The sequence below is a fragment of the Echinicola marina genome, from assembly GCF_020463795.1.
GTDB lineage: Bacteria > Bacteroidota > Bacteroidia > Cytophagales > Cyclobacteriaceae > Echinicola > Echinicola marina.
Map to the genome: position 1 here is coordinate 2,328,466 of NZ_CP080025.1, position 19,591 is coordinate 2,348,056.

General features: G+C 40.3%; 12 protein-coding genes. 8 read left to right on the forward strand and 4 right to left on the reverse strand.

The window, feature by feature from the left end; all coding sequences use genetic code 11:
• Positions 1 to 11: 11 nt before the first annotated feature.
• Positions 12 to 1,367 carry a NarK family nitrate/nitrite MFS transporter gene (locus KZP23_RS09820; protein ID WP_226336066.1) on the reverse strand — a complete coding sequence of 452 codons (1,356 nt, stop codon included), beginning with the start codon at positions 1,365 to 1,367 and terminating at the stop codon, positions 12 to 14.
• Positions 1,368 to 2,057: 690 nt separating this feature from the next.
• On the opposite strand from KZP23_RS09820, the gene KZP23_RS09825 reads away from it, so the two are divergent.
• From KZP23_RS09825 to KZP23_RS09840, 4 genes are all read left to right on the forward strand, one after another.
• Positions 2,058 to 2,738: a DUF2461 domain-containing protein gene (locus tag KZP23_RS09825; protein ID WP_226336067.1), complete on the forward strand. Its 681-nt coding sequence runs from the start codon at positions 2,058 to 2,060 to the stop codon at positions 2,736 to 2,738.
• Between the two features lie 288 nt (positions 2,739 to 3,026).
• A complete protein-coding gene (locus tag KZP23_RS09830; protein WP_226336068.1) occupies positions 3,027 to 5,462 on the forward strand; it encodes a TonB-dependent receptor in 2,436 nt (811 codons plus the stop codon).
• Positions 5,463 to 5,492: 30 nt separating this feature from the next.
• Positions 5,493 to 6,824, forward strand: a complete 1,332-nt coding sequence (locus KZP23_RS09835; protein ID WP_226336069.1) for a hypothetical protein — start codon at positions 5,493 to 5,495, stop codon at positions 6,822 to 6,824.
• Positions 6,825 to 7,019: 195 nt separating this feature from the next.
• Positions 7,020 to 8,285, forward strand: a complete 1,266-nt coding sequence (locus KZP23_RS09840; protein WP_226336070.1) for a PepSY-associated TM helix domain-containing protein — start codon at positions 7,020 to 7,022, stop codon at positions 8,283 to 8,285.
• 102 nt (positions 8,286 to 8,387) lie between these two features.
• Here KZP23_RS09840 and KZP23_RS09845 read toward each other — a convergent pair whose 3' ends face one another.
• From KZP23_RS09845 to KZP23_RS09855, 3 genes are all read right to left on the reverse strand, one after another.
• Positions 8,388 to 9,212: a Cof-type HAD-IIB family hydrolase gene (locus tag KZP23_RS09845; protein WP_226336071.1), complete on the reverse strand. Its 825-nt coding sequence runs from the start codon at positions 9,210 to 9,212 to the stop codon at positions 8,388 to 8,390.
• Positions 9,213 to 9,476, reverse strand: a complete 264-nt coding sequence (locus tag KZP23_RS09850) for a hypothetical protein (protein WP_226336072.1) — start codon at positions 9,474 to 9,476, stop codon at positions 9,213 to 9,215.
• A gap of 137 nt (positions 9,477 to 9,613) precedes the next feature.
• A complete protein-coding gene (locus KZP23_RS09855; RefSeq protein WP_226336073.1) occupies positions 9,614 to 10,021 on the reverse strand; it encodes a hypothetical protein in 408 nt (135 codons plus the stop codon).
• A 125-nt stretch (positions 10,022 to 10,146) separates the two neighbouring features.
• Between KZP23_RS09855 and KZP23_RS09860 the strand changes: the two genes are divergently transcribed.
• From KZP23_RS09860 to KZP23_RS09875, 4 genes are all read left to right on the forward strand, one after another.
• Complete coding sequence (locus tag KZP23_RS09860) at positions 10,147 to 12,291, forward strand: FUSC family membrane protein (RefSeq protein WP_226336074.1); 2,145 nt, start codon at positions 10,147 to 10,149, stop codon at positions 12,289 to 12,291.
• Positions 12,292 to 12,483: 192 nt separating this feature from the next.
• Entirely contained in the window at positions 12,484 to 14,541 is a 2,058-nt protein-coding gene (locus tag KZP23_RS09865) for an FUSC family membrane protein (protein WP_226336075.1), read from the forward strand.
• Between the two features lie 140 nt (positions 14,542 to 14,681).
• Complete coding sequence (locus KZP23_RS09870; protein ID WP_226336076.1) at positions 14,682 to 15,707, forward strand: FecR family protein; 1,026 nt, start codon at positions 14,682 to 14,684, stop codon at positions 15,705 to 15,707.
• Positions 15,708 to 15,859: 152 nt separating this feature from the next.
• On the forward strand, positions 15,860 to 19,576 hold the full coding sequence (locus KZP23_RS09875) for a SusC/RagA family TonB-linked outer membrane protein (protein ID WP_226336077.1): 3,717 nt from the start codon (positions 15,860 to 15,862) through the stop codon (positions 19,574 to 19,576).
• Positions 19,577 to 19,591 lie beyond the last annotated feature (15 nt).

Consider the following 19,591-nt stretch of genomic DNA (forward strand, 5'->3'; position numbering starts at 1 on the left):
GGGGTTAATGCTTAGCTATTTGCGTATTCAGGTTGTAATTGTTTCTCCTCTAGAGATTTTTCTAATTCATACTGGGCTACTTTTTCATCCTCAGCAGAGAACCTAACCAATAATGTGCTGGCACTGATCGCTGCCACAGCTATGCCCAATACAGTCAAGGCCTGTCCATAGGAAATGCCTTCCATTTTGAAGAGAAAGCCAGCCATTACGGCGCCAGCATTACCTCCAGCACCTACTATGCCTGAAATGGTGCCTATGGCCTTTTTATTGATAAATGGTACCACGGAGAAAGTGGCGCCTTCGGCCATTTGTACAAAGAGGCTGAATAGGATCATGGTGCCTATGGCCAATGGAAGAATGGTCATTTGTGCGAAGAGGATCAAGGCAAGTCCTTCTATCAAAAGCACTACGCCCAACAGCCCTACACGTCCCTTCAATCCCCATTTGATTCCTGCTTTGTCCCCAAACATCCCGCCTACAGAACGGGCAAATAGATTCATCAGGCCAAATAAGCCAGCAATCAATCCGGCGGTTTTTATGTCCAATTGAAAATAGTCGTGGTAGTAAATGGCGGCAATATTGTTGATCGTTAATTCTATACCAAAGCAAGCGCCATAAATTAGGAATAAGGCCCATACCCTGTGGTCAGTAATAGCTGCTTTAAAGGCGCCTTTGCCATCAGCTTTTTTGTTCTTTTTATAGTCCAAATCAGCTTTGCTTAAGTCAGCAATGTTTCCTTCTGGAAAATCTGTGGTCCATTTGTAATAAGCTATACCGCATAAGATCATGGCAATTCCTGGTACGATCATAGCGTATCTCCATGCTTGCTCATCTAAAAATCCAAGCGATACAAACAAAGCGAAAATCATCGGCATTACCATCTGGGTAACTCCACCACCCATATTTCCCCAGCCAGCTGATGTGGCATTGGCCGTGCCCACTACATTTGGGGCAAACATTACGGATGTATGGTACTGAGTGATCACAAATGAAGACCCGATGATCCCAATGGCCAATCTGAACAATAGAAAGGATTCATAGCTATTGCTCAAGCCTATCAGCATGACAGGAATAGACCCGAGTGTCAATAGATAGGTATAAGTGATCCGAGGGCCTATTTTATCCACTAACCATCCTATGAGTAAGCGGGCAATGACGGTAATAGCTACAGAAGCTATGATGATGTTTCCAATCTGGGCCTTGCTAAGGTCCAATTCCTCCCTGACGATTGCCATCAGGGGGGCAATGCCAAACCAACCAAAAAAACATAGGAAGAAGGCAAACCAAGAAAGGTGAAAGGCCCGCATCTGTGGGGTTTTAAAATCCAACAACTTGATGGAGGTGGCTTTTGTGGCTACTTTTTTCATGTCAATAATGCGTTAATGGTTAAATCTTTTTTTTGTTAGACCTTAAGGATAGTTCCTAAACTTAAAAGAGAATTTACTTTACTATTCCGGCTGACAGCCTTGATAAAAAGGCTTGGCCGTTTCTTCCAGTTGAAAATTCATCTAGTTGAAAGGCCCCAACCTTTTCCCGTATAACCGATCTGTCAATCACATGCTACTGGACCAATTATTTTCTGCTAGTAGTTATTTTAAATTACGTACTTATACTTGCAGGTAAAATATGGTATGGCCAGGATTATTTTAGGTTTATAGCTGATGACTATGAGCTATTATACTGTTCAAAGAGGATCCTAATACTTTCATTCCTTTTACTGAATATTGGATCCTCTTTTATTGAGCAGCTTGTGGTTTTCTTTGAATTACTGAAAACTACTGATGCTAAGGTAAGTTATTATTTTTAAAATAAGTAAAAATACGTAATTAATTTTACGTAAAATTTATATTTCTACGTAGTTTGATCGATGAAAGGGCTTGGACAAGACCTGTTTTTTGTTCCTATGATGTATTTAAGCAATAATAGGGGTATTATTAATACATGATCATGATGGGAATTTGGAAGGGCATGTTTGATTGGGAAACAAATTATATCAATGGGCTCAAAATAAACTTTAACTTTAAAGACTGGTTTTGTAAAGATCAAGCATAATTAAGATGAAAAAGGATACACTGAAGTTTTTGGAACAATTGGCTGCTAATAATAGCAAAGAATGGATGGATGCGAACAGAAATTGGTATTTGGAAGTAAAGGAGGGGTTCTTAGCTACTGTAGGAGAATTATTAGCAGAGCTAAGTAAAATGGATCCGCGCTTCGCCATCCTAAAACCAAAGGAATGTATTTTTAGACAAAACAGGGATATTCGGTTCAGTGCCAACAAAGAACCCTATAAGAATAATATGGGAGCATATTTTTCTCCAGGGGGTAAAAAATCATCACTCCCAGGGTACTATTTGCACCTACAACCTGGAGAGTGTTTTTTGGCAGGAGGGATTTGGATGCCCGCTTCGGATGTCCTGAAGAAGATCCGGCAAGAAATAGATTATTCGGGGGCAGAATTAAAGGAGATCATTGAAGCGAAGTCTTTTAAAGATGCATTTGGGGGGATAGAAGGGGAAAAGCTCAAGACATCTCCTAGGGATTACCCTTCTGAGCATCCATATATTGACTTTTTGAGGATGAAGAGTTTTATAGTCACCAAAGCGTTGACAGATAGCGAGGTCTTATCTAAGGGCTTAGTGGCTATATGTATTGATGCTTATGGGAAAATGGATAGGTTCAATGAATTTCTTTCCAGGGCAGTGGATGAAAGTGATGGAGGAGAAGGGATACTGTAGTTTGGCGGGCATGGTCCGTATAGTCTGTTTTTTATTTTTTGAAGAGCGCTAATTTTTAAAAAATATCATTCGATATAAGGGGTTTTTGAGCGTCTGAGCTAATATTTTTTTCTTTATTAAAAATAAATCTAAATAAGTATTGCAAGATAGCTTATGGTGATATATTTTTGCATTCAATTAGATTAAGTCTAAATAAGACAGAGGGTTTTAGGCTTATTTCTGATTTTTTAGAATAAGAGGAGGGATGAATTTTCAATTGAAATCCAACTAAACAATAATACAGATAGTATGGGGAAGTCTTTACATAGAACAGGTATACAATTTTGCATAGGAATTTTGCTGATTTTCTGTGGGCTTACTGCTTTCTGTCAAGATGTTGATGCAGCAACAGTAAAGGGGAGGATATTTGATTCAAAGTCTCAACCTGTTCCTGGTGCCATTATAAGGGTAAAAGACAGTCCTTTGACCGCCATATCATCCTTGGATGGAAGTTATCAGATTCTTAATGTGCCTGAGGGGAGTTTTGAGTTTCAACTTTCGTGCATGGGCTACGAGGCCCATTCAAAGATAGTATTGGTGAACAGTGGGGATGCTGTTCTTCAGCTGGATTTTTCTTTGGCAGAGTCGACCACTGAACTTGATGGGGTGATCGTGGAGGGGCAGTCTGTCAAAAGTGAAATAGAAACCAAGGGCTTTGCGGTAGAGGTAGTGGAAACCGAAAAGGCTGCCTTGCAATCTGTACAAACCAACGATCTGCTCAATAGAACAGCAGGGGTCCGTGTACGACAGAATGGAGGCCTAGGCTCACGGGTGGATTATAACCTTAATGGGATGACAGGCGGTTCTGTCCGCATATTTATAGATGGTCTGCCGATCTCTACCTATGGACCTTCGTTTAGCTTGAATAGTATTCCTCCAGCTCTAATTGATCGCATAGAGATTTATAAGGGAGTGATACCTGCCCACCTTGCGGATGATGCACTGGGCGGTGCCATCAATGTGATCTTGAAAAAAGGAGTGGCCAATAACCTATCAGCTTCCGTTTCTTACGGCTCTTTCAATACTTTTCAAAATAACCTGAATGCAGTTTACCGAGATGAAAACTCTGGATTTACTGCAAAAATCTCTGCCTTTCACAACTACTCTGACAATGACTATGAGGTTTGGGGGAAATTTGTCAGGAATATTTTGCCCAATGGAAGATATGATTATGTGCGCGCCAAAAGGTTTAATGATAGCTATAGGTCTGTGGGAGGAAAAATCGACCTTGGTTTTTCTAATGTGAGTTGGGCAGATCAGTTTTTTGTTAGTTATACTGGCTCAGATGATTATAATGAAATCCAGCATGGTGCCTACATGTCTATTCCTTACAAAGGTCGCTTTACTACATCGCAATCAAATGTCTTTGGGCTGAACTACTCCAAAGAGGATCTACTTACCAAAGGCCTTGACCTTAATTTCAATGGTTCTTTTTCCAAGAGATCAGAAGTGGTGACAGATACCGTAAAGTGGAATTATAATTGGTTTGGTGAAAGAAGCCTAGGGAAATATGGTGAACCTATTTTACGACCAGAAGGTGCCCAGCAGGGAGTTCCTACTATCAATCACATCGATAGAAATATAAGCACTTTCCGTGCGAGTGCCAACTATGATGTCAATGAACATCATAAGCTGATCCTGTCCCAATCCTATTTCAATATCGATAGGTATGAGCAGGATATGATGCGAAGTGCCGTGGAACGGGAGTTTATCGGTACCAGAGATCTCCAAAAGTACATCACTTCACTGGGCTATGAATTCAATCTGATGCAATCCCGGCTAAAAGGAAACCTTTTTGGCAAATATTATGTGCAGGGGATCAATAAGATGGATCCGGCACTGGAAGATGGCGTACGTGTTGAGGACCGAGTTTCCAGTAAAAGAAATACCAAAGGCTATGGTATGGCTTATTCATTCAGGCTTACCAAGAAACTGCTAATACTGACCTCTGCTGAAAAGGCGGTAAGGATGCCTTCTGAAGGGGAAATCTTTGGAAGCCCCAGTGAAAATATAGTGGAAAATCTTAGTATCAGGCCTGAAATAAGCAATAATTTCAACCTTGGTTTCAAATTAGGAAGCTTTGAGCGTAACGAACATGAGTTTTCCTTTTCAGGAACGGGTTTTATCAGGGATACTAGGGATAAAATTACTCGTGAGATCAATGATAGGATCAATGATGCCGTACAGACAGCTCCCTTTGTAAACCTAGGAAAGACCAAGGCAATAGGTTTTGAGGGACAGGTCAACTATTCCTATAAAAAGGCCCTGTTGGCCACCCTGAATTTCTCCAAGTTCAATTCTGTATATAATACAAAATATGATGCTAATGGTAATGTGTTTGATCATTATAATCAGCAGATTCCCAATGATCCTTTCTTTACGGTAAATAGTTCGCTTGAATATACTGTCAGGGACATCTTCCAAAGTGGGTCCGCATTGAGACTATCGCATTATTTTAGTTTTGTGGAGAGGTTTTACACCACGTGGTTGGAAATAGAGGATTTCAGAACTCCTCGACAATATGTCCATGATTTTGGGGCTACCTATATCCTCCCAAATCAAAGACTTTCTATCAGTGCAGACTGTAGAAATATATTTGATAAGCAGGTTTATGACAATTTTGCAGTGCAAAAGCCAGGCCGTGCTTTCTATCTTAAAATCAATTATTCAATCAATAATTTCTAATAAATTTTTAACCAATTATATAACGATAAAATGTTTAATTATAACAGTTTAAGATCAAGAATTCTTCAATTTGGACTTGCGGCGACTGTAGTTTCCATGGCCAGCTGTAATAATGAAGAAGATATAACTCCAGATAGTGGATTGGAAGCAGATCGTTGGGTCACTATAGCAGGAGCAGTTATGGGAGAAAATCCTGGTGATGGAAATGGTGGTACCAAGATTTTTGCGGTAAGCTATGAGGATGCCATTAACTCAGAAAAGGAAATTAATGTGTTTGATAATGGTACTCCGGTAAAATCGAATCGTACAGCCAGATTACAGGTATCTGAAGATGGAGGTACCATGTTTAATATAGCTTATGGTGGTGAAAATGGAGGGGAGTATTCTAGGTTTAAAGTAGCCGGAGGTAGCAGTTATATAGAGGAAGATGTACCGGTAAATATCTCTCAATATGTAGGAACAGGTCCAAGATGGAGTAAATTGTTCAATGGTGACAAAAACGGTATTGCCGTAAATGTAGCTGATATTGCTGCAAATAACGCAACCGATGAAACTGTTCCATATGAATACTACAGAGGAACAGCTACTGTGTTGGACCTGAACTTACAGGAAAATTATATAGAGGACTATAAGGTGTATGAGTTGCCATTGACTGCAGAGGAAGAGTTGGCTGGACACTGTATTTTTAGACTGGATGCACCAGTGCTGAACCAAGCTGGTGATAAATTATTGATCGGTACATGGATGCGTAAATATGACCCTGCTACTGGTGAAAGGGAAGGCGACTGGGAGCGATTGGGGACAAAGACTGTAGTAGTGGATTACCCCTCTTTGGAAAACCCTAGAATCATTACCTCTACCCAAGCCAATGGTGACTGCTCCGGTTATAGAAGTAATGTGAACCACCTTGCAGAAGACGGCTATATTTATCAGGCGACAAATAGGGATACCAATGGTTCTCATATTCTAAGAATTACCCCAGATAATGAATATGACAATTCTTTCTCTATAAGCCTTGATGAGGCCCTTGGTCTGACAGACGTTTATGTGGATGCTTGGAAATATGTGAATAAGGGAATCGGATATGCCGTGATTCGCCATGGTGAAGACAACCAGGGACATTTGGTTCGAATAGATCTAAACCAACAATCTGCCGCATTGGTAGACGGTATTCCAAATGATCCCGATGTGAGGTTCAATCAATACCAAGGTTTTCTGGTAAGTGGAGATGATTTATTGGTAGCCGTAGCTCCTTTGGGTAAAGATGGTAATGTTTATGTGCTTCACAGCCAGACTGGGGAAGTATCTGTAGGTGCTAAATTGATCAATAAACCAGGAAATCACTTTATAGGCGTATTTTAGAAATAAGCTTAGTGCATTGATATTGCCCCTGTACCATCTAAGGTTGGTACAGGGGCCTTATGGATTTAGAGGTAAGTTGAAAATGGCTGTAGTTTTTTCGTGATCCAAGATGTTTATTTTGCTTAGAATGAGCCTTTCGGAAGTGCCGGTAGTATTATTCTAATCCAGACGCTAACGATTATAAAATTGAAGAAGATGAAGACAAAAAAGAAAAAGACCAATTGGCAAAAGGTCAGGAAGTTTTTTAATGATGTCCACCTTTGGGTAGGCCTAGCAGGAGCTTTGGTGCTCATCCCTATTTGTTTGTCAGGAACCATTTATGTCTATAATACAGAACTGCAGGAGATGTTCAGCTCTCATCTTCATTGGATCGATAAGGAAGATGGACAAAATAAGTTAGCAGTGGAAGACTTGATTCGAAGTCTATCCAGTAAGGTGGATGGAAATATTACCAATGTGTCGATTCCTTATTCAGATGAGAGAACCTATCAATTTTCCGTTAAGGAAGAAGGAAGCCGGAGCCGATTTGGTACGACGTATTATATGAATCCGTATAATGGGGAAATTGTAGGGAATTCAGAGGAGAAAAATGCGATAGCCGGCTTTATGCGGGACATGTTCAGTCTGCACAGATGGTTATTATTGGATAAAATAGAAGAACCAATTTTCGAAGGACTGGAAAATAGAAAGTTGGGAAGTTATATTTCAGGAACAGCCACTATATTGTTTACAATTGGATTGATTACTGGGATAGTGATTTGGTTTCCTCAAAAGTTGAAGAGTTGGAAGCAGGGATTAAAATTGAAGTTGAATGGTAGCTGGAAACGCGCCAATCATGATCTGCACAATACATTGGCTTTTTATTCTTTTTTATTTTTATTGATCATGGGCTTGACAGGTCCGCAATGGTCTTTTCCATGGTACCGTACAGCCTTACAAAAAACACTGGGGACCTACCAGGCCTCAGGCCAGAGAGGTGGACATGGTGGGCCACCTCAAGCCATGAAGGGAAATGATGCTGAAGAACATCAGGCAGAAATACCTTCTTTTTTGGCTTTTGAAGAGTATATCAAAGTCGTGGACGAAAATTTGCCCTACGATGGAGAATACAGGATCAGCATTCCTCAAGATGCCAATAGTAAGCTAGAAATCTCGAAAAATAAAGTGGGATTTTTTGCCCCCGCGGCAGGGGACAAGGTGAGTTTGGATATTAAAACCGCAGGGGTCAATGATATTCAGATTTTTTCAGATCAACCGTTTAATCAAAGAATAGCCAGGTCCATAAAGGCACTACATATTGGTTCTGTGTATGGTGGATTTAGCAAATTGCTTTATTTTATTGCTTGCTTGATTGCTACTAGTTTACCAATTACTGGAACATTGATTTGGATCAATAAGATGAAGAAAAAGCCTGCCAGAAAAAAGAGGATTGAAAAGAGGGAGGTAAGTGTGGCATCTTAGATGACACATTTGAAAGTATAGAGTAGAATCAAGACAATTGGGGACACAAAAACACCAATTACCATTATAGGTTGATTGGTGTTTTTGTGTTTTTGGGAAGCTTTACAAGCAATATTTTTCAATCATCATGGCTACTCCATCCTCTGTGTTTTTGGCGGTAATTTCATTGGCTACAGCTTTGACTTCTTCTCTGGCATTGCCTACCGCTACTCCATGGCCAACAGCTTTTAGCATTTCTATATCATTATAGTTGTCACCAAAGGCCATTACTTCTGACATCTTGATGTCATATTTCTCATTGAGCAAAAGGGCTAAGGCACTGGCTTTTGAAATAGCTTTAGGGGCAATTTCAATATAGGTGTCTTTGGAGCGGTACAGGTGTAAATCTCCATTTTTTTCATTTTCCAGGATACTGAAAATAGAGTCTATTTGCTCGACAGGTCCCATACACATGACTTTATGCGCCCCCGCCTGCTTGTCCTTCCAATGACTTTTGACTTCTTCCCAGCCCTTGATTACTGGATTTACCTTAGTGCTGGTAATTTCCCTTTGGGTCCAAAAATCATCCTGAGGAACATACCATTCGTCCTCATGGTAAAGACTGATGTGAATGTCCGTTCCCTTGGCCAAGGAAGCGATATGCTCCACAATATCAAGAGATATCTTTACGGAGTCCAACAGCTCGAAATTTTCTTCTTTTCCATTAAAATGAATAATATAGCCCCCATTATAGCAGATCATGGGGTTTTGGAGCCTGCCAAGGTCGGCCTGTAAATGTCGCATGGCACTGGGCATTCTGGAAGAAGCCAGAATGACGGGAAAATCTTCAGGTAGTTGTTTGATGGCAGCAATGGTACGCTCAGAAATTTCCCTGTTTTTATTGAGAAAAGTGCCGTCTATATCTGTGCAAAGGGCTTTAATGTTCATTTAGCTGTATTGTGGAAATAGTAAAGGAAATGTACTTAGGCCAATAATGCCTACGAACAAAATTACAAAAGCTATTCCGATTGCCCATAAAATTAATGCTGCTTTGGCATAATTGGCTTTGCTAATAGGCGTGCTTTTATCAAATGCCCATACAAGAAGCATGATAAAACCTAAAAAAGGAATGCCTGAAATTATAAGGGTAATGATCCAATCACCAGTGGAAACTGGGATTTGAGGTCTTTGGTGATAGTTATATTGCTGCATATTATTTATCAGATAATTTGGTATGAAGAATTTTCGATGATAGTAAATTAAAAGTGAGGTGTTGCCCTTTGAGATGAGGCGTAATTAGAAAAGTCCCCTATTAATTGCATTTTACTTTTGATTAACCAATTACTTATTTATTCCTCTGAAAGGCTAGCTACTTCAAATAGATAGCTGCTTTGGTAGAGGGTTTGAGGCGGAATCTCTTCGGAAGTCTTGATGATAAAGATTTCTATTTCTTTATAGTCTTGGCTTTCTGTTGCTTCAATATATGCTTTGGCACATTTTCGGGCAATATTGGCTTCATTTTCGTATAACTCCGGTAATTTCCCATTATAAAGTCTCAATTCAATTTTACTTTGCTGCTCACTAAGGTTTTTTTGGAAATTGGCTTCAATTCGGTTAAAATGCCCAATGGCCATTACCTCACCTTGTCCCTTGAACATACTGGAATTGGCGATTAGCTCAATGAGTGCTTCGGGATTGCAACTGCAGCCAGAAAGGAAGTAGGCCAGGAATAAAATTAAAAAGCTGAACTTATTCATATTAAAAACTGATGGTGTTGTTCAAGGTAAAAATAGCAGTATTTTTAGACTATTAAAATAATTCAGCTCATTAGGTGAATCGCCTATAATTGGGGATATTTAAATTTTGGAATCAAAATTCAGGAATGGCAATTCTTAGACCTGTAGAATTAAAAAGTTTTTTGTTTGGTCAGTACTTTGCTGACGGGGTGAAGATGACCTTGGGCGTGTTACTTCCTGCTTTGGTCTTTTCCCTGATGGGTGATTTTAGAACCGGTCTTTCCATTTCCCTGGGGGCTTTTTTTGTGAGCCTTTCTGATAGTACAGGGCCTGAAGAGCATAGAAGAACTGGGATGCTGGCCAGTTGTGGCTTCGTTTTTTTGGCAGCCTTGATCACAGGAATTCTAAATGTCAATGTGTATTTATTGGCGATAGAGATCTTGGTCTTTTGCTTCTTTTTTGCCATGTTTTCGGTCTATGGGCTTAGGGCTTCATCTGTTGGGTCGGGTGCTTTATTGGCCATGGCCATTTCCATAGATTCTCAAAAGACAGAGGCAGCTTTTTGGCTTTATGCACTATTGGTTCTTGCCGGAGGGGTTTGGTATATGGTCTTGAGCCTGTCTATCATGCAGATCAGGCCTTATCGCGTGGCTCAGCAAGCCTTAGGTGAATGTGTTTTGCAGTTAGCCAGTTATCTGAAATTAAAGGCCAATTTCTATGATACCAAAGTGGATGTTTCCAAGAATTATCAGGATTTGGCCAAATCCCAAGTGTTGGTTCATGAGCATCAGGAAAGTGTGAGGCAGATGCTTTATAATACCAGGATTAAGGTGGGGGATTCCATCAAGTCAGGTCAGCTGTTGATTGTGATCTTTGTGGATACCTTGGATATTTTTGAGCAAATGATGTCTTCCCATTACGAGTACAAAAGTTTAAGAGAAATTTATGGGAAGTATGGGGTTTTGAAGGAAATCGGACTGGGAATACAGCTGATAAGTGATCAGCTCTCGGACTTGGGCTATGCGCTGATCAATAATGAAAAGCCCATAAAGAAGTCTTCCAAAACAGTCATCCTTGCCAGGCTAAAGGACCAAATTGAAGATTTGGAAAGGCAAGGCGTAAAATGCCTGATGCTGCGCAAGATCCAGGCCAACCTCAGGTCTATCAGCAGAAGGGTGGATGATATCTTTAATTATTTTTATAAGGAAGAGCTGACTTTTATTTCCCAGACCAGAGAGGAAAACCTTTCCAAGTTTGTAGGGCACCAAAATTTCTCTTTAAAATTGATCCGGGATAATCTTACTTTTGAATCCACTGTTTTCAGGCATGCTTTGAGGCTGTCTGTGACCTGTTTGGTTGGCTTTTTGATCTCTCTACAGCTGTCCTTGGGCCATCATAGTTATTGGGTGGTATTGACCATCTTGGTGATTTTAAGACCGGGTTTTAGTTTGACCAAAAGAAGAAATGCCCAAAGGATAATAGGGACTTTGATAGGTGGTGTTTCTGGTGTTATGATTTTGTATTTGGTGCAGGACCATACGGCGCGCTTTGTGATTTTGGTGATATTGATGGTGCTGGCCTATTCTTTTTTGAGGATCAAATATGTACTTAGTGTGGTCTTTATGACACCATTTATATTTATTGTATATGGTTTTTTGTATCCAGATGCCAATATTCTTATCGCCCGTGAGAGGATCATTGATACCGTTGTTGGTTCAGGTCTAGCTTATTTGGCCAGTAATTTCTTTTTCCCCAGTTGGGAATATGGTGGATTCAGACATTTGATGAAAGAGGTGGTCAAGGCGGAATTGGAATACCTGGCCCAGGTGATTAAGCGCTTAGATGCGGATAGATTTGATGAGCTCGCCTACAGGTTGGCCAGAAAAAGAATGTACCTGCAGTCAGCAAACTTGTCCGCTGCATTTCAGCGGATGCTGGATGAACCAAAAAGTAAGCAGAAAAAGAAAGCATCCTTACACCAATTTGTTGTGCTCAGCCATATTTTGTCCTCCTATTTTTCTACGCTTTCTACCAGTTTGATTAGGTCAGATATGACACTTTCCTCCCACGATCAGGTTGTTTTGATCAAAAGAGCAAGGAATTACCTGTTACGGTGTTTGGAGCATTTTGGCGAACAGGTTTATAAAGTGGATTTTTCCGTTTTAGATCGTTCGGATACCTTGCTTGTTTCAAGGGCTGAAGCTGAAGATGAGCTGTTGACAGAACAGTTGAAGCTGATCAAAAAGACCTGCAAGGATATTGAGCGACTAAGTAGGGATTTGGGGGATTAACAGATTGTGTTTCAGGTACCTGTTTTTATTGGTGTAGAGTTCATTGAAAAATACGTTTTTGTTTTTGGGTGCTTCCATGAAAAATCTGGATATTTATTGAGGGTATAAACTGAAAACATTCTGAAAGCAGGAATCTTAAAAAGCATATTTCGTGGTCAATATTTCACAGATGGTGTAAGGGTCGCTCTGGGAATGATGTTGCCTTTCTTGGTCTTTTATCTGCAAGGGAATTATGTGTTGGGGGTTTATATGGCATTGGGAGCCCTTATAGTAAGTTTGGCAGACACCACAGGACCAAGGGCCTATAGGAGAAATGGAATGTTGGCCAGCTGTGTCAGTATCTTTCTCAGTGCTTTGGTGACCGTTTCTTTGAATACAAATGTATATCTGCAGGCCATTCAAGTCCCTGTATTTTGCTTTTTGTTTTCTATGATAACAGTCTATGGGGCCAGGGCTTCGGCTGTTGGCTTGGCGGGTTTACTGGTTATGGCCATATCCATGGGGGCCATCAGTACTGGAGCCAGCAGTCTTAAGTTTGCTTTTTTTATATTGATAGGAGGGGTGTGGTATACTTTGTTCAGCCTCTTTATCTCCCAGGTAAGGCTATTTAGACTTGCGCAGCAGGCTTTGGGAGAATGTGTGCTGCGAATTTCCAAGTATTTAATTGTCAGGTCGAGGTATTATTTCCCCAGTGAAAATTTAGAGCAGAACAATAGCCAATTGGCCAAATTGCAGGTTTCGGTGATCGAGCATCAGGAGACGGTCAGGGAGATTTTGTTTAAGTCAAGGGTAAAGATGGAGGAATCCATTAAGCCCGAACAATTGCTGATAGTCATATTTGTAGATATCCTTGATATTTTTGACCAAATGATTTCTTCCCATTATGAATATGAGCAACTCAGGAAGGATTATGGACGCTATGGGATCTTGGAAATGTTTGGGAAGGTGATCAGAATGGTGGCGGATGATCTGTCCCTACTGGGCTATGCCCTGATCGCTAATGAAAAACCTAAAAAAAATGAAACCCGACAGGCTGCATTGGAGGGATTGAAAGCGGAAATAGATAGTTTGGGAGCGAAGGGAGTGAAAACATTGGTGTTGAACAGGATTTTTGCCAATCTGCGTGCAATCAGCAATAGGGTAGAGGATATTCAGAATTACTTTTATGAAGAGCAGTTTACCTTTATCCCCCAGACTTGGGAGGAAAGCCTGTCCAGGTTTGTGGGGAAGCAAAGCTTTTCTTTGAAATTGATCAGGGACAATTTAAGTCTTGAATCTCCTGTTTTTAGATATGCGCTGAGGTTAGCAGCGGCAGCTTTTGTGGGCTTCCTCCTATCACAAGTTTCTTTTTTGGGAAAGAACAGTTACTGGGTGGTTTTAGGGATTTTGTTGATCATGCGGCCAAATTTCAGTCTGACGAAAAAACGCAGTTTGAATCAGATTGTGGGGACACTTGTGGGTGGTATATCAGGCATTTTGATTTTATATTTTGTGGAGGATTACACGCTGAGGATGCTTATTCTGGTACTCTTGATTATCCTCGCCAATGCCTTTATTCGCATTCGATATTTTTGGAGCGTGGTGTTTATGACACCATTTATATTTATTGTTTTTGGTTTTTTATATCCGGGCAATGATTTGCAGGTTGCTAGGGAGAGGGTTGTGGATATATTATTGGCCTCAGGAATCTCTTTTGTGTTTATCAAATACTTTTTGCCCACATGGGAATATGGGGGGATGAAATCCTTGTTAAAAGACAGTTTGAAAGCGGATTTAGTTTATTTGTCACAGATTATCAGTAGCGTTCAGCCAGAAGCCTTCAATGAGCTGGACTATCGTCTTGCGCGAAAAAGGATGTTTATGCAAACGGCAAAACTTTCTGCCGCTTTTCAAAGGATGTTGGATGAGCCAAAGCGGCAACAAAAGAATAATGAATTGATGCTCAAATTAGTGGTGCTCAACAATACTTTGTCTTCTTATTTTTCTTCACTGTCCCATAGTCTGATTGAGGCTAAACAGGAGCTTACTTCTTCCTCCCAGTTTGTTTTGGTCAAAAGGTCCAGAAACTATTTATTGAGGAGCTTAACACATTTGGGTGAAAGTGGTTTTGAAGTGGATTTTGGGGTATTGGACAATGCCGAAGAATTGCTTAGTTCTGGTGGAGTAGTGGAAGATCAGCTATTGACAGAGCAGTTGACTTTGATCAAAAAGACCTGTAAGGACATTGAAAGGCTAAGTAGGTCACTGTAATTGCTTGAATTGTAGCCGAATAAAGTTTTGTAAAATTCGAACTGGATAGAGTATCCTAGTGTAATTTAATTTTTTTTCCTTATTGAAGGGGGGTAAAATCAGAAATGGTAGTCTTTAATATTAGAACAACCATTTCTTTTATGAACCTTAACAATGTCTCGGACGGGATAATTTTTAAAGTGCTTGCTGGGGAAGCAAGCAGGGAGGAGCTTGACGTTTTTGAAACTTGGCTTAATGAATCTCCTGATAATGAGGAGAAATTGCAGTTATATAAGGAGTTTTGGCAGCGCAAAAAAGGAATTAATCGCAAGACGAAGGAACTTGTTTGGAGAAAAGTAGTTGGTGCCATCGGGGAAGTGGAACATGAAGAGAGGAAATTAAAAAAGGTCAATTGGTCATTCGTGAATATGTTGAAAATTGTTGCCACACTTACTCTTATATTATGTCTTTCGATAGTACTTTTTAAGTATTTGGAAGAAGAGGCGGTGGTTTTTGAGGATGAAGCAGCCATTAGTTATATAGAAAAGGTAACGCCTAATGGTCAGAAATTGAGTTTAGTGCTTCCAGATGGTACTAAGGTGAAGTTGAATGCCAATAGTAAACTCAGGCTACCAAAGGATTTTGAACCAGATAAGAGGGAGGTGTATTTGGAAGGAGAGGCATTTTTTGATGTAAAAAGAGATACACTTAGACCGTTTTTGATTCATAGTGAGGCGGTGACCACCAAGGTTTTAGGGACATCTTTCAATATCAGGACCAATCCTGAGGAAGCCACCATTTCTATAGCTGTATTGACTGGCAAGGTGGAAGTGAATGAGGCTATTGAAAACAAAAAATTGATGTTGGTTCCTTCAGAAATGGCCGTTTTTGATAAGAACAATAAAGGTTTGATAAAACAATCCTTTGATGAACATATGGTTTTGGGGTGGAAAGATGGTGAAATATGGTTTGAGGACAGCTCTTTTGCTGAGGTGATCAAGCGACTTTCTGCTTGGTATGGGGTATTCTTTAAGGTCAATAGCAAAATCAAAATAAGTGATAGGTATACAGGGGGCTTTGACAAGCAAAGCCTAGATAATGTCCTGGATGGGATCTCTTATACCTTTCAATTTGACTATAGGATTCAAGGGGACACCGTTCACATCAATAAGATGCATAAAAAATAATATAAGCTCAAAAAAGAAACTCAACAGTGTACAACGACAGCAGCTAAAAAAATCATGCTCTTTTACCTAAGCCAAGTTTTGGTCGAGGAGGCTTCGGCAAAAGAGCGATTGTCCTTAGAAATTGAAAATTATCACTAAAAACATGTAAAAATATGAAATATAAACTTTTACCCAAAGTTTTGCTTATGGCAAGGTATACTCTATATGGGTTAGTGTTACAAACCTTCTTTTGTAGCTTCTTGCTGGCAAAAAGTGGATATTCTCAAAAGAGCATCGATGAGATATTTGTATCATTGGAATTAAAGCAAGCCAATGTTGGAGAAATATTTGAAAAGATTGAAAGTCAGACAGACTTTATATTTGCGTTTAAGCCAGATGACCTCAATAAAAACAGAAGATTTGATATCAAGTACAGTAATGAGCCCTTGGGCGAGGTCTTAAGAGACCTCTCTCAAAACTCTGAACTTGCATTCAAAAGGATCAATCATGTGATCAATGTACGGAAGTCTTCAGAAGAGGAGGTTGATGTAAAAGAAGAATATTTGGAAGTGACCATCAGCGGTAGAGTGGTAGATGAAAGTGGGGAACCATTGCCCGGTGCTACTGTGTCAATAGAAGGTACTACAATAGGTACCATAACAGATATTGATGGCTACTATAGTTTAGAGGTGCCCGAGGGGGGAACTTTGGTTTTCTCTTTCACAGGGTTTAAGCCCCAGAAAATTACTGTGGGTAACCAAACGGAGATCAATGTGACCTTGACTTCAGATATATTATTGGAACAAGTGGTGGTCACCGCATTGGGCATAGAAAAAAGTAAAAGAGATCTAGGCTATTCCGTTACAGAAGTAAAAGGAGATAAATTGGCCAAATCCTTTGAGGTCAATCCTGTAAATGCCCTGCAAGGACGTGTTGCTGGGGTTCAAATTGATCAGGGAAGTGGAGGAGCTTTTGGTTCTTCCAAAATTTTGATCAGGGGTAACTCTACATTGAGTAGTAATAACCAGCCTATTTTTGTGATCGATGGTGTTATCATCGACAATGATGTATTTGGAGGAACTGGCCGTGACTTTGGTAATGCATTGAAGAACCTCAACATGGAAGACTTTGAAAGTGTATCCGTGCTTAAGGGATCCGCAGCAGCTGCATTATATGGCTCAAGGGCGATCAATGGGGTGATTCTGATCACCTCCAAAAAAGGTAGCAAAAGAAAGGGCATAGGCGTATCGGTGTCTCAAAATGCCCAAATATTTCAGCCTTTTTCTGGGCCAGAATTCCAAAATGTATTTGGTGGGGGATCAGTAGGGGCTTTCTTTACTGATAGGAGAGATCCAAACTATCAAGCAGATGAGGCTTGGAGAACCAAGGTGTTTCCAACAGATCCTGTAACAGGACAGCCTTATATTGACCATCAGATCAACCGGGAATTGGAAAATTGGGGCCCAAGAATGGAAGGGCAAGAGGTGATCAACTATGATGGTACACCTACAAAATATCTTCCTCAGCCAGATAACTTCATGGATGCGTTCAGAAATGGCTGGGCTTCAAATACCAATGTGGCTTTGGACGGAGGCACGGATAGATCTTCCTTTAGACTGTCCTATACAAGAAGTCAGGGAGAAGGTATTGTTCAAAACAATGACTATTTGAAGAATGGCTTTGATTTCAGGGCTACCCATGAATTGACAGATTATATAGATGTTGATGCTAGTGTTAACTATACCACATTTGAAGGAAAGAATCCGCCTAGATTAGGAGGCTTGGATGCTTTTGGTTCTTATAACTTTGGTAAACTATATAGCTGGATGCTTCCAAGAAATTATGATACTGAATATTGGATGAGAGAAGAGAAATACACCAGTGTTCTTGGAGGAGCTCCCAATCCAAACAACCCTGATGAACCCAACAAGGCTCCTGAATCAAGGTTTTGGTATTCCTTATTTAACAATAATTATCTGCAGGATGAGCAAACTGTAAGAGGTAGGATTGCCATGACTGGCAAGGTTACAGATTGGATGAAGGTAAGGTTAGAAGGTAATTTGAATAATTACTATACCAAGAATGAAACGAAAGAGTTGGGCCAAAATGTGGGTTTTACCGGCGGAAAATATGGTTTGAGCCACACTGCCAAGAAAAGTAGCTTCCTGAAAGGAATGGTGATGATGAATAAAATCATCAATGATAACTATGATATCAGCGGTTATATAGGGGCGGAATCACAGCGTACAGAGACTACTTTCAACAGTGCTGAAACCGTAGGCGGATTACTGTATCCTGGAAATTTCTTCTTGGAGAATTCTGTAGAACCACAGCTGTCAAGGGGCGGAGTTTCTTACAAAAGAACTATTAATTCTGTTTATGCAAGTGTTGATCAGGCCTACAAGGATCAATTGTTCCTTTATTTGTCTTGGAGAGGGGATTGGTCATCGGCTTTGACTTATTCGGATGGTACTGGAAATAATTTCTTCCACTATCCTGCTGCCAGTGCATCATGGGTGCTGTCAGAAACAGTGGCTATGCCTTCTTGGATCAGCTTTGCAAAATTGAGAGGTAATATTGCCGCATTGGGAAAAGATACCAATCCATTTACTTTAAATCCTGGGTTCTCTTTTAATGGCTTTACCTTTATCAATGGTAACCAGATTCCAACTTCCACTTTCAGTGATAGCAGAGTGCTTCAGCCCAATATTAAGCCTGAAAGGAAAATTGCAAAGGAAATTGGTATCGAGCTTTCTTTGTTCCAAGAAAAGCTAGGAGTGGATTTCACTTTCTATCAGGATAACACCAAAAATCAGATTTTGCCAATTTCCTCTCCAGTTGAATCAGGGGTGAGCGCCATTTTGGTAAATGCCGGAAATATCCAGAACCGAGGTATTGAACTTACTTTGACCGCAACACCAGTAAGGACAGAGGATTTCCAATGGGAATCTACCTTGACTTTCTCTAGAAACAGAAACTTGATTAAGGAACTGTACGATGGTAGAGAGGAATATAACCTAGGTGCTAATATCGGAGAAGTGAGTACATGGGCGGTTGTAGGCAAATCTTATGGTACCTTAAGGTCTTCTATTCAGGCAGAAGTTTTCCAAGCAAAGGATGAAAGCGGTAACCCTATTGATCATCCCAATAATGGTTTGCCACAGTTTGCATGGAGATCTGATGCCCGGGCAGCATTCCCTGCAAGAAGTAATAGGATCCAGGATGTTGGGGATATCAATGCGGATTTTAGATCTGGTTGGAGCAATAATTTCCAATATAAAAACTTCAATTTGGGATTCTTGGTGGATGCAAAGGTAGGAGGGGACTTTGTGATGCTTTCTTACAGATATGGTACCCATACAGGGGTATTGCCTAATACTTTGCCTGGACGAGATGCTGAATATGGTGGGATTACTTGGACAAGTGAATATGATGGAGAGACCTACGATGATGGAATGATTCCTCACGGCGTATTTGCTCAAGGACAAATGATTACACAGCCTGATGGTAGCCAAGCAGATGTTGGTGGTATGACTTATGAAGAAGCATATGAAGCAGGTTTGGTAGAACCAACCCATACACCACAATTCTTCTATCGATATGGTTCTTCTTCAACGGGCGTATCTGATTATTGGATTTTTGAGAGTACCTGGGTGTCATTGAGGGAAGTGTCTTTGGGCTATAATTTCCCAAAAAGCTTTACAGATAAGCTAGGTATAGGAGGGATGAATTTTTCCGTGATCGGTCGTGATTTATTTTATATCTATAATTCACTGCCTTATAATTTTAATCCTGCGTCCAATAACTCCAATAATACGGCTTTCTCGGGAGAACAAGGGTTCTTGCCGATGACTCGCTCTGTAGGGGCTACGTTAAGGTTTCAATTTTAATCATGGCAACTCAAA

Coding starts and splice junctions, on each gene's coding strand:
- KZP23_RS09820 (WP_226336066.1), bottom strand. CDS start 1,367: ATGAAAAAAGTAGCCACAAAAGCCACCTCCATCAAGTTGTTGGATTTT.
- KZP23_RS09825 (WP_226336067.1), top strand. CDS start 2,058: ATGAAAAAGGATACACTGAAGTTTTTGGAACAATTGGCTGCTAATAAT.
- KZP23_RS09830 (WP_226336068.1), top strand. CDS start 3,027: ATGGGGAAGTCTTTACATAGAACAGGTATACAATTTTGCATAGGAATT.
- KZP23_RS09835 (WP_226336069.1), top strand. CDS start 5,493: ATGTTTAATTATAACAGTTTAAGATCAAGAATTCTTCAATTTGGACTT.
- KZP23_RS09840 (WP_226336070.1), top strand. CDS start 7,020: ATGAAGACAAAAAAGAAAAAGACCAATTGGCAAAAGGTCAGGAAGTTT.
- KZP23_RS09845 (WP_226336071.1), bottom strand. CDS start 9,212: ATGAACATTAAAGCCCTTTGCACAGATATAGACGGCACTTTTCTCAAT.
- KZP23_RS09850 (WP_226336072.1), bottom strand. CDS start 9,476: ATGCAGCAATATAACTATCACCAAAGACCTCAAATCCCAGTTTCCACT.
- KZP23_RS09855 (WP_226336073.1), bottom strand. CDS start 10,021: ATGAATAAGTTCAGCTTTTTAATTTTATTCCTGGCCTACTTCCTTTCT.
- KZP23_RS09860 (WP_226336074.1), top strand. CDS start 10,147: ATGGCAATTCTTAGACCTGTAGAATTAAAAAGTTTTTTGTTTGGTCAG.
- KZP23_RS09865 (WP_226336075.1), top strand. CDS start 12,484: ATGATGTTGCCTTTCTTGGTCTTTTATCTGCAAGGGAATTATGTGTTG.
- KZP23_RS09870 (WP_226336076.1), top strand. CDS start 14,682: ATGAACCTTAACAATGTCTCGGACGGGATAATTTTTAAAGTGCTTGCT.
- KZP23_RS09875 (WP_226336077.1), top strand. CDS start 15,860: ATGAAATATAAACTTTTACCCAAAGTTTTGCTTATGGCAAGGTATACT.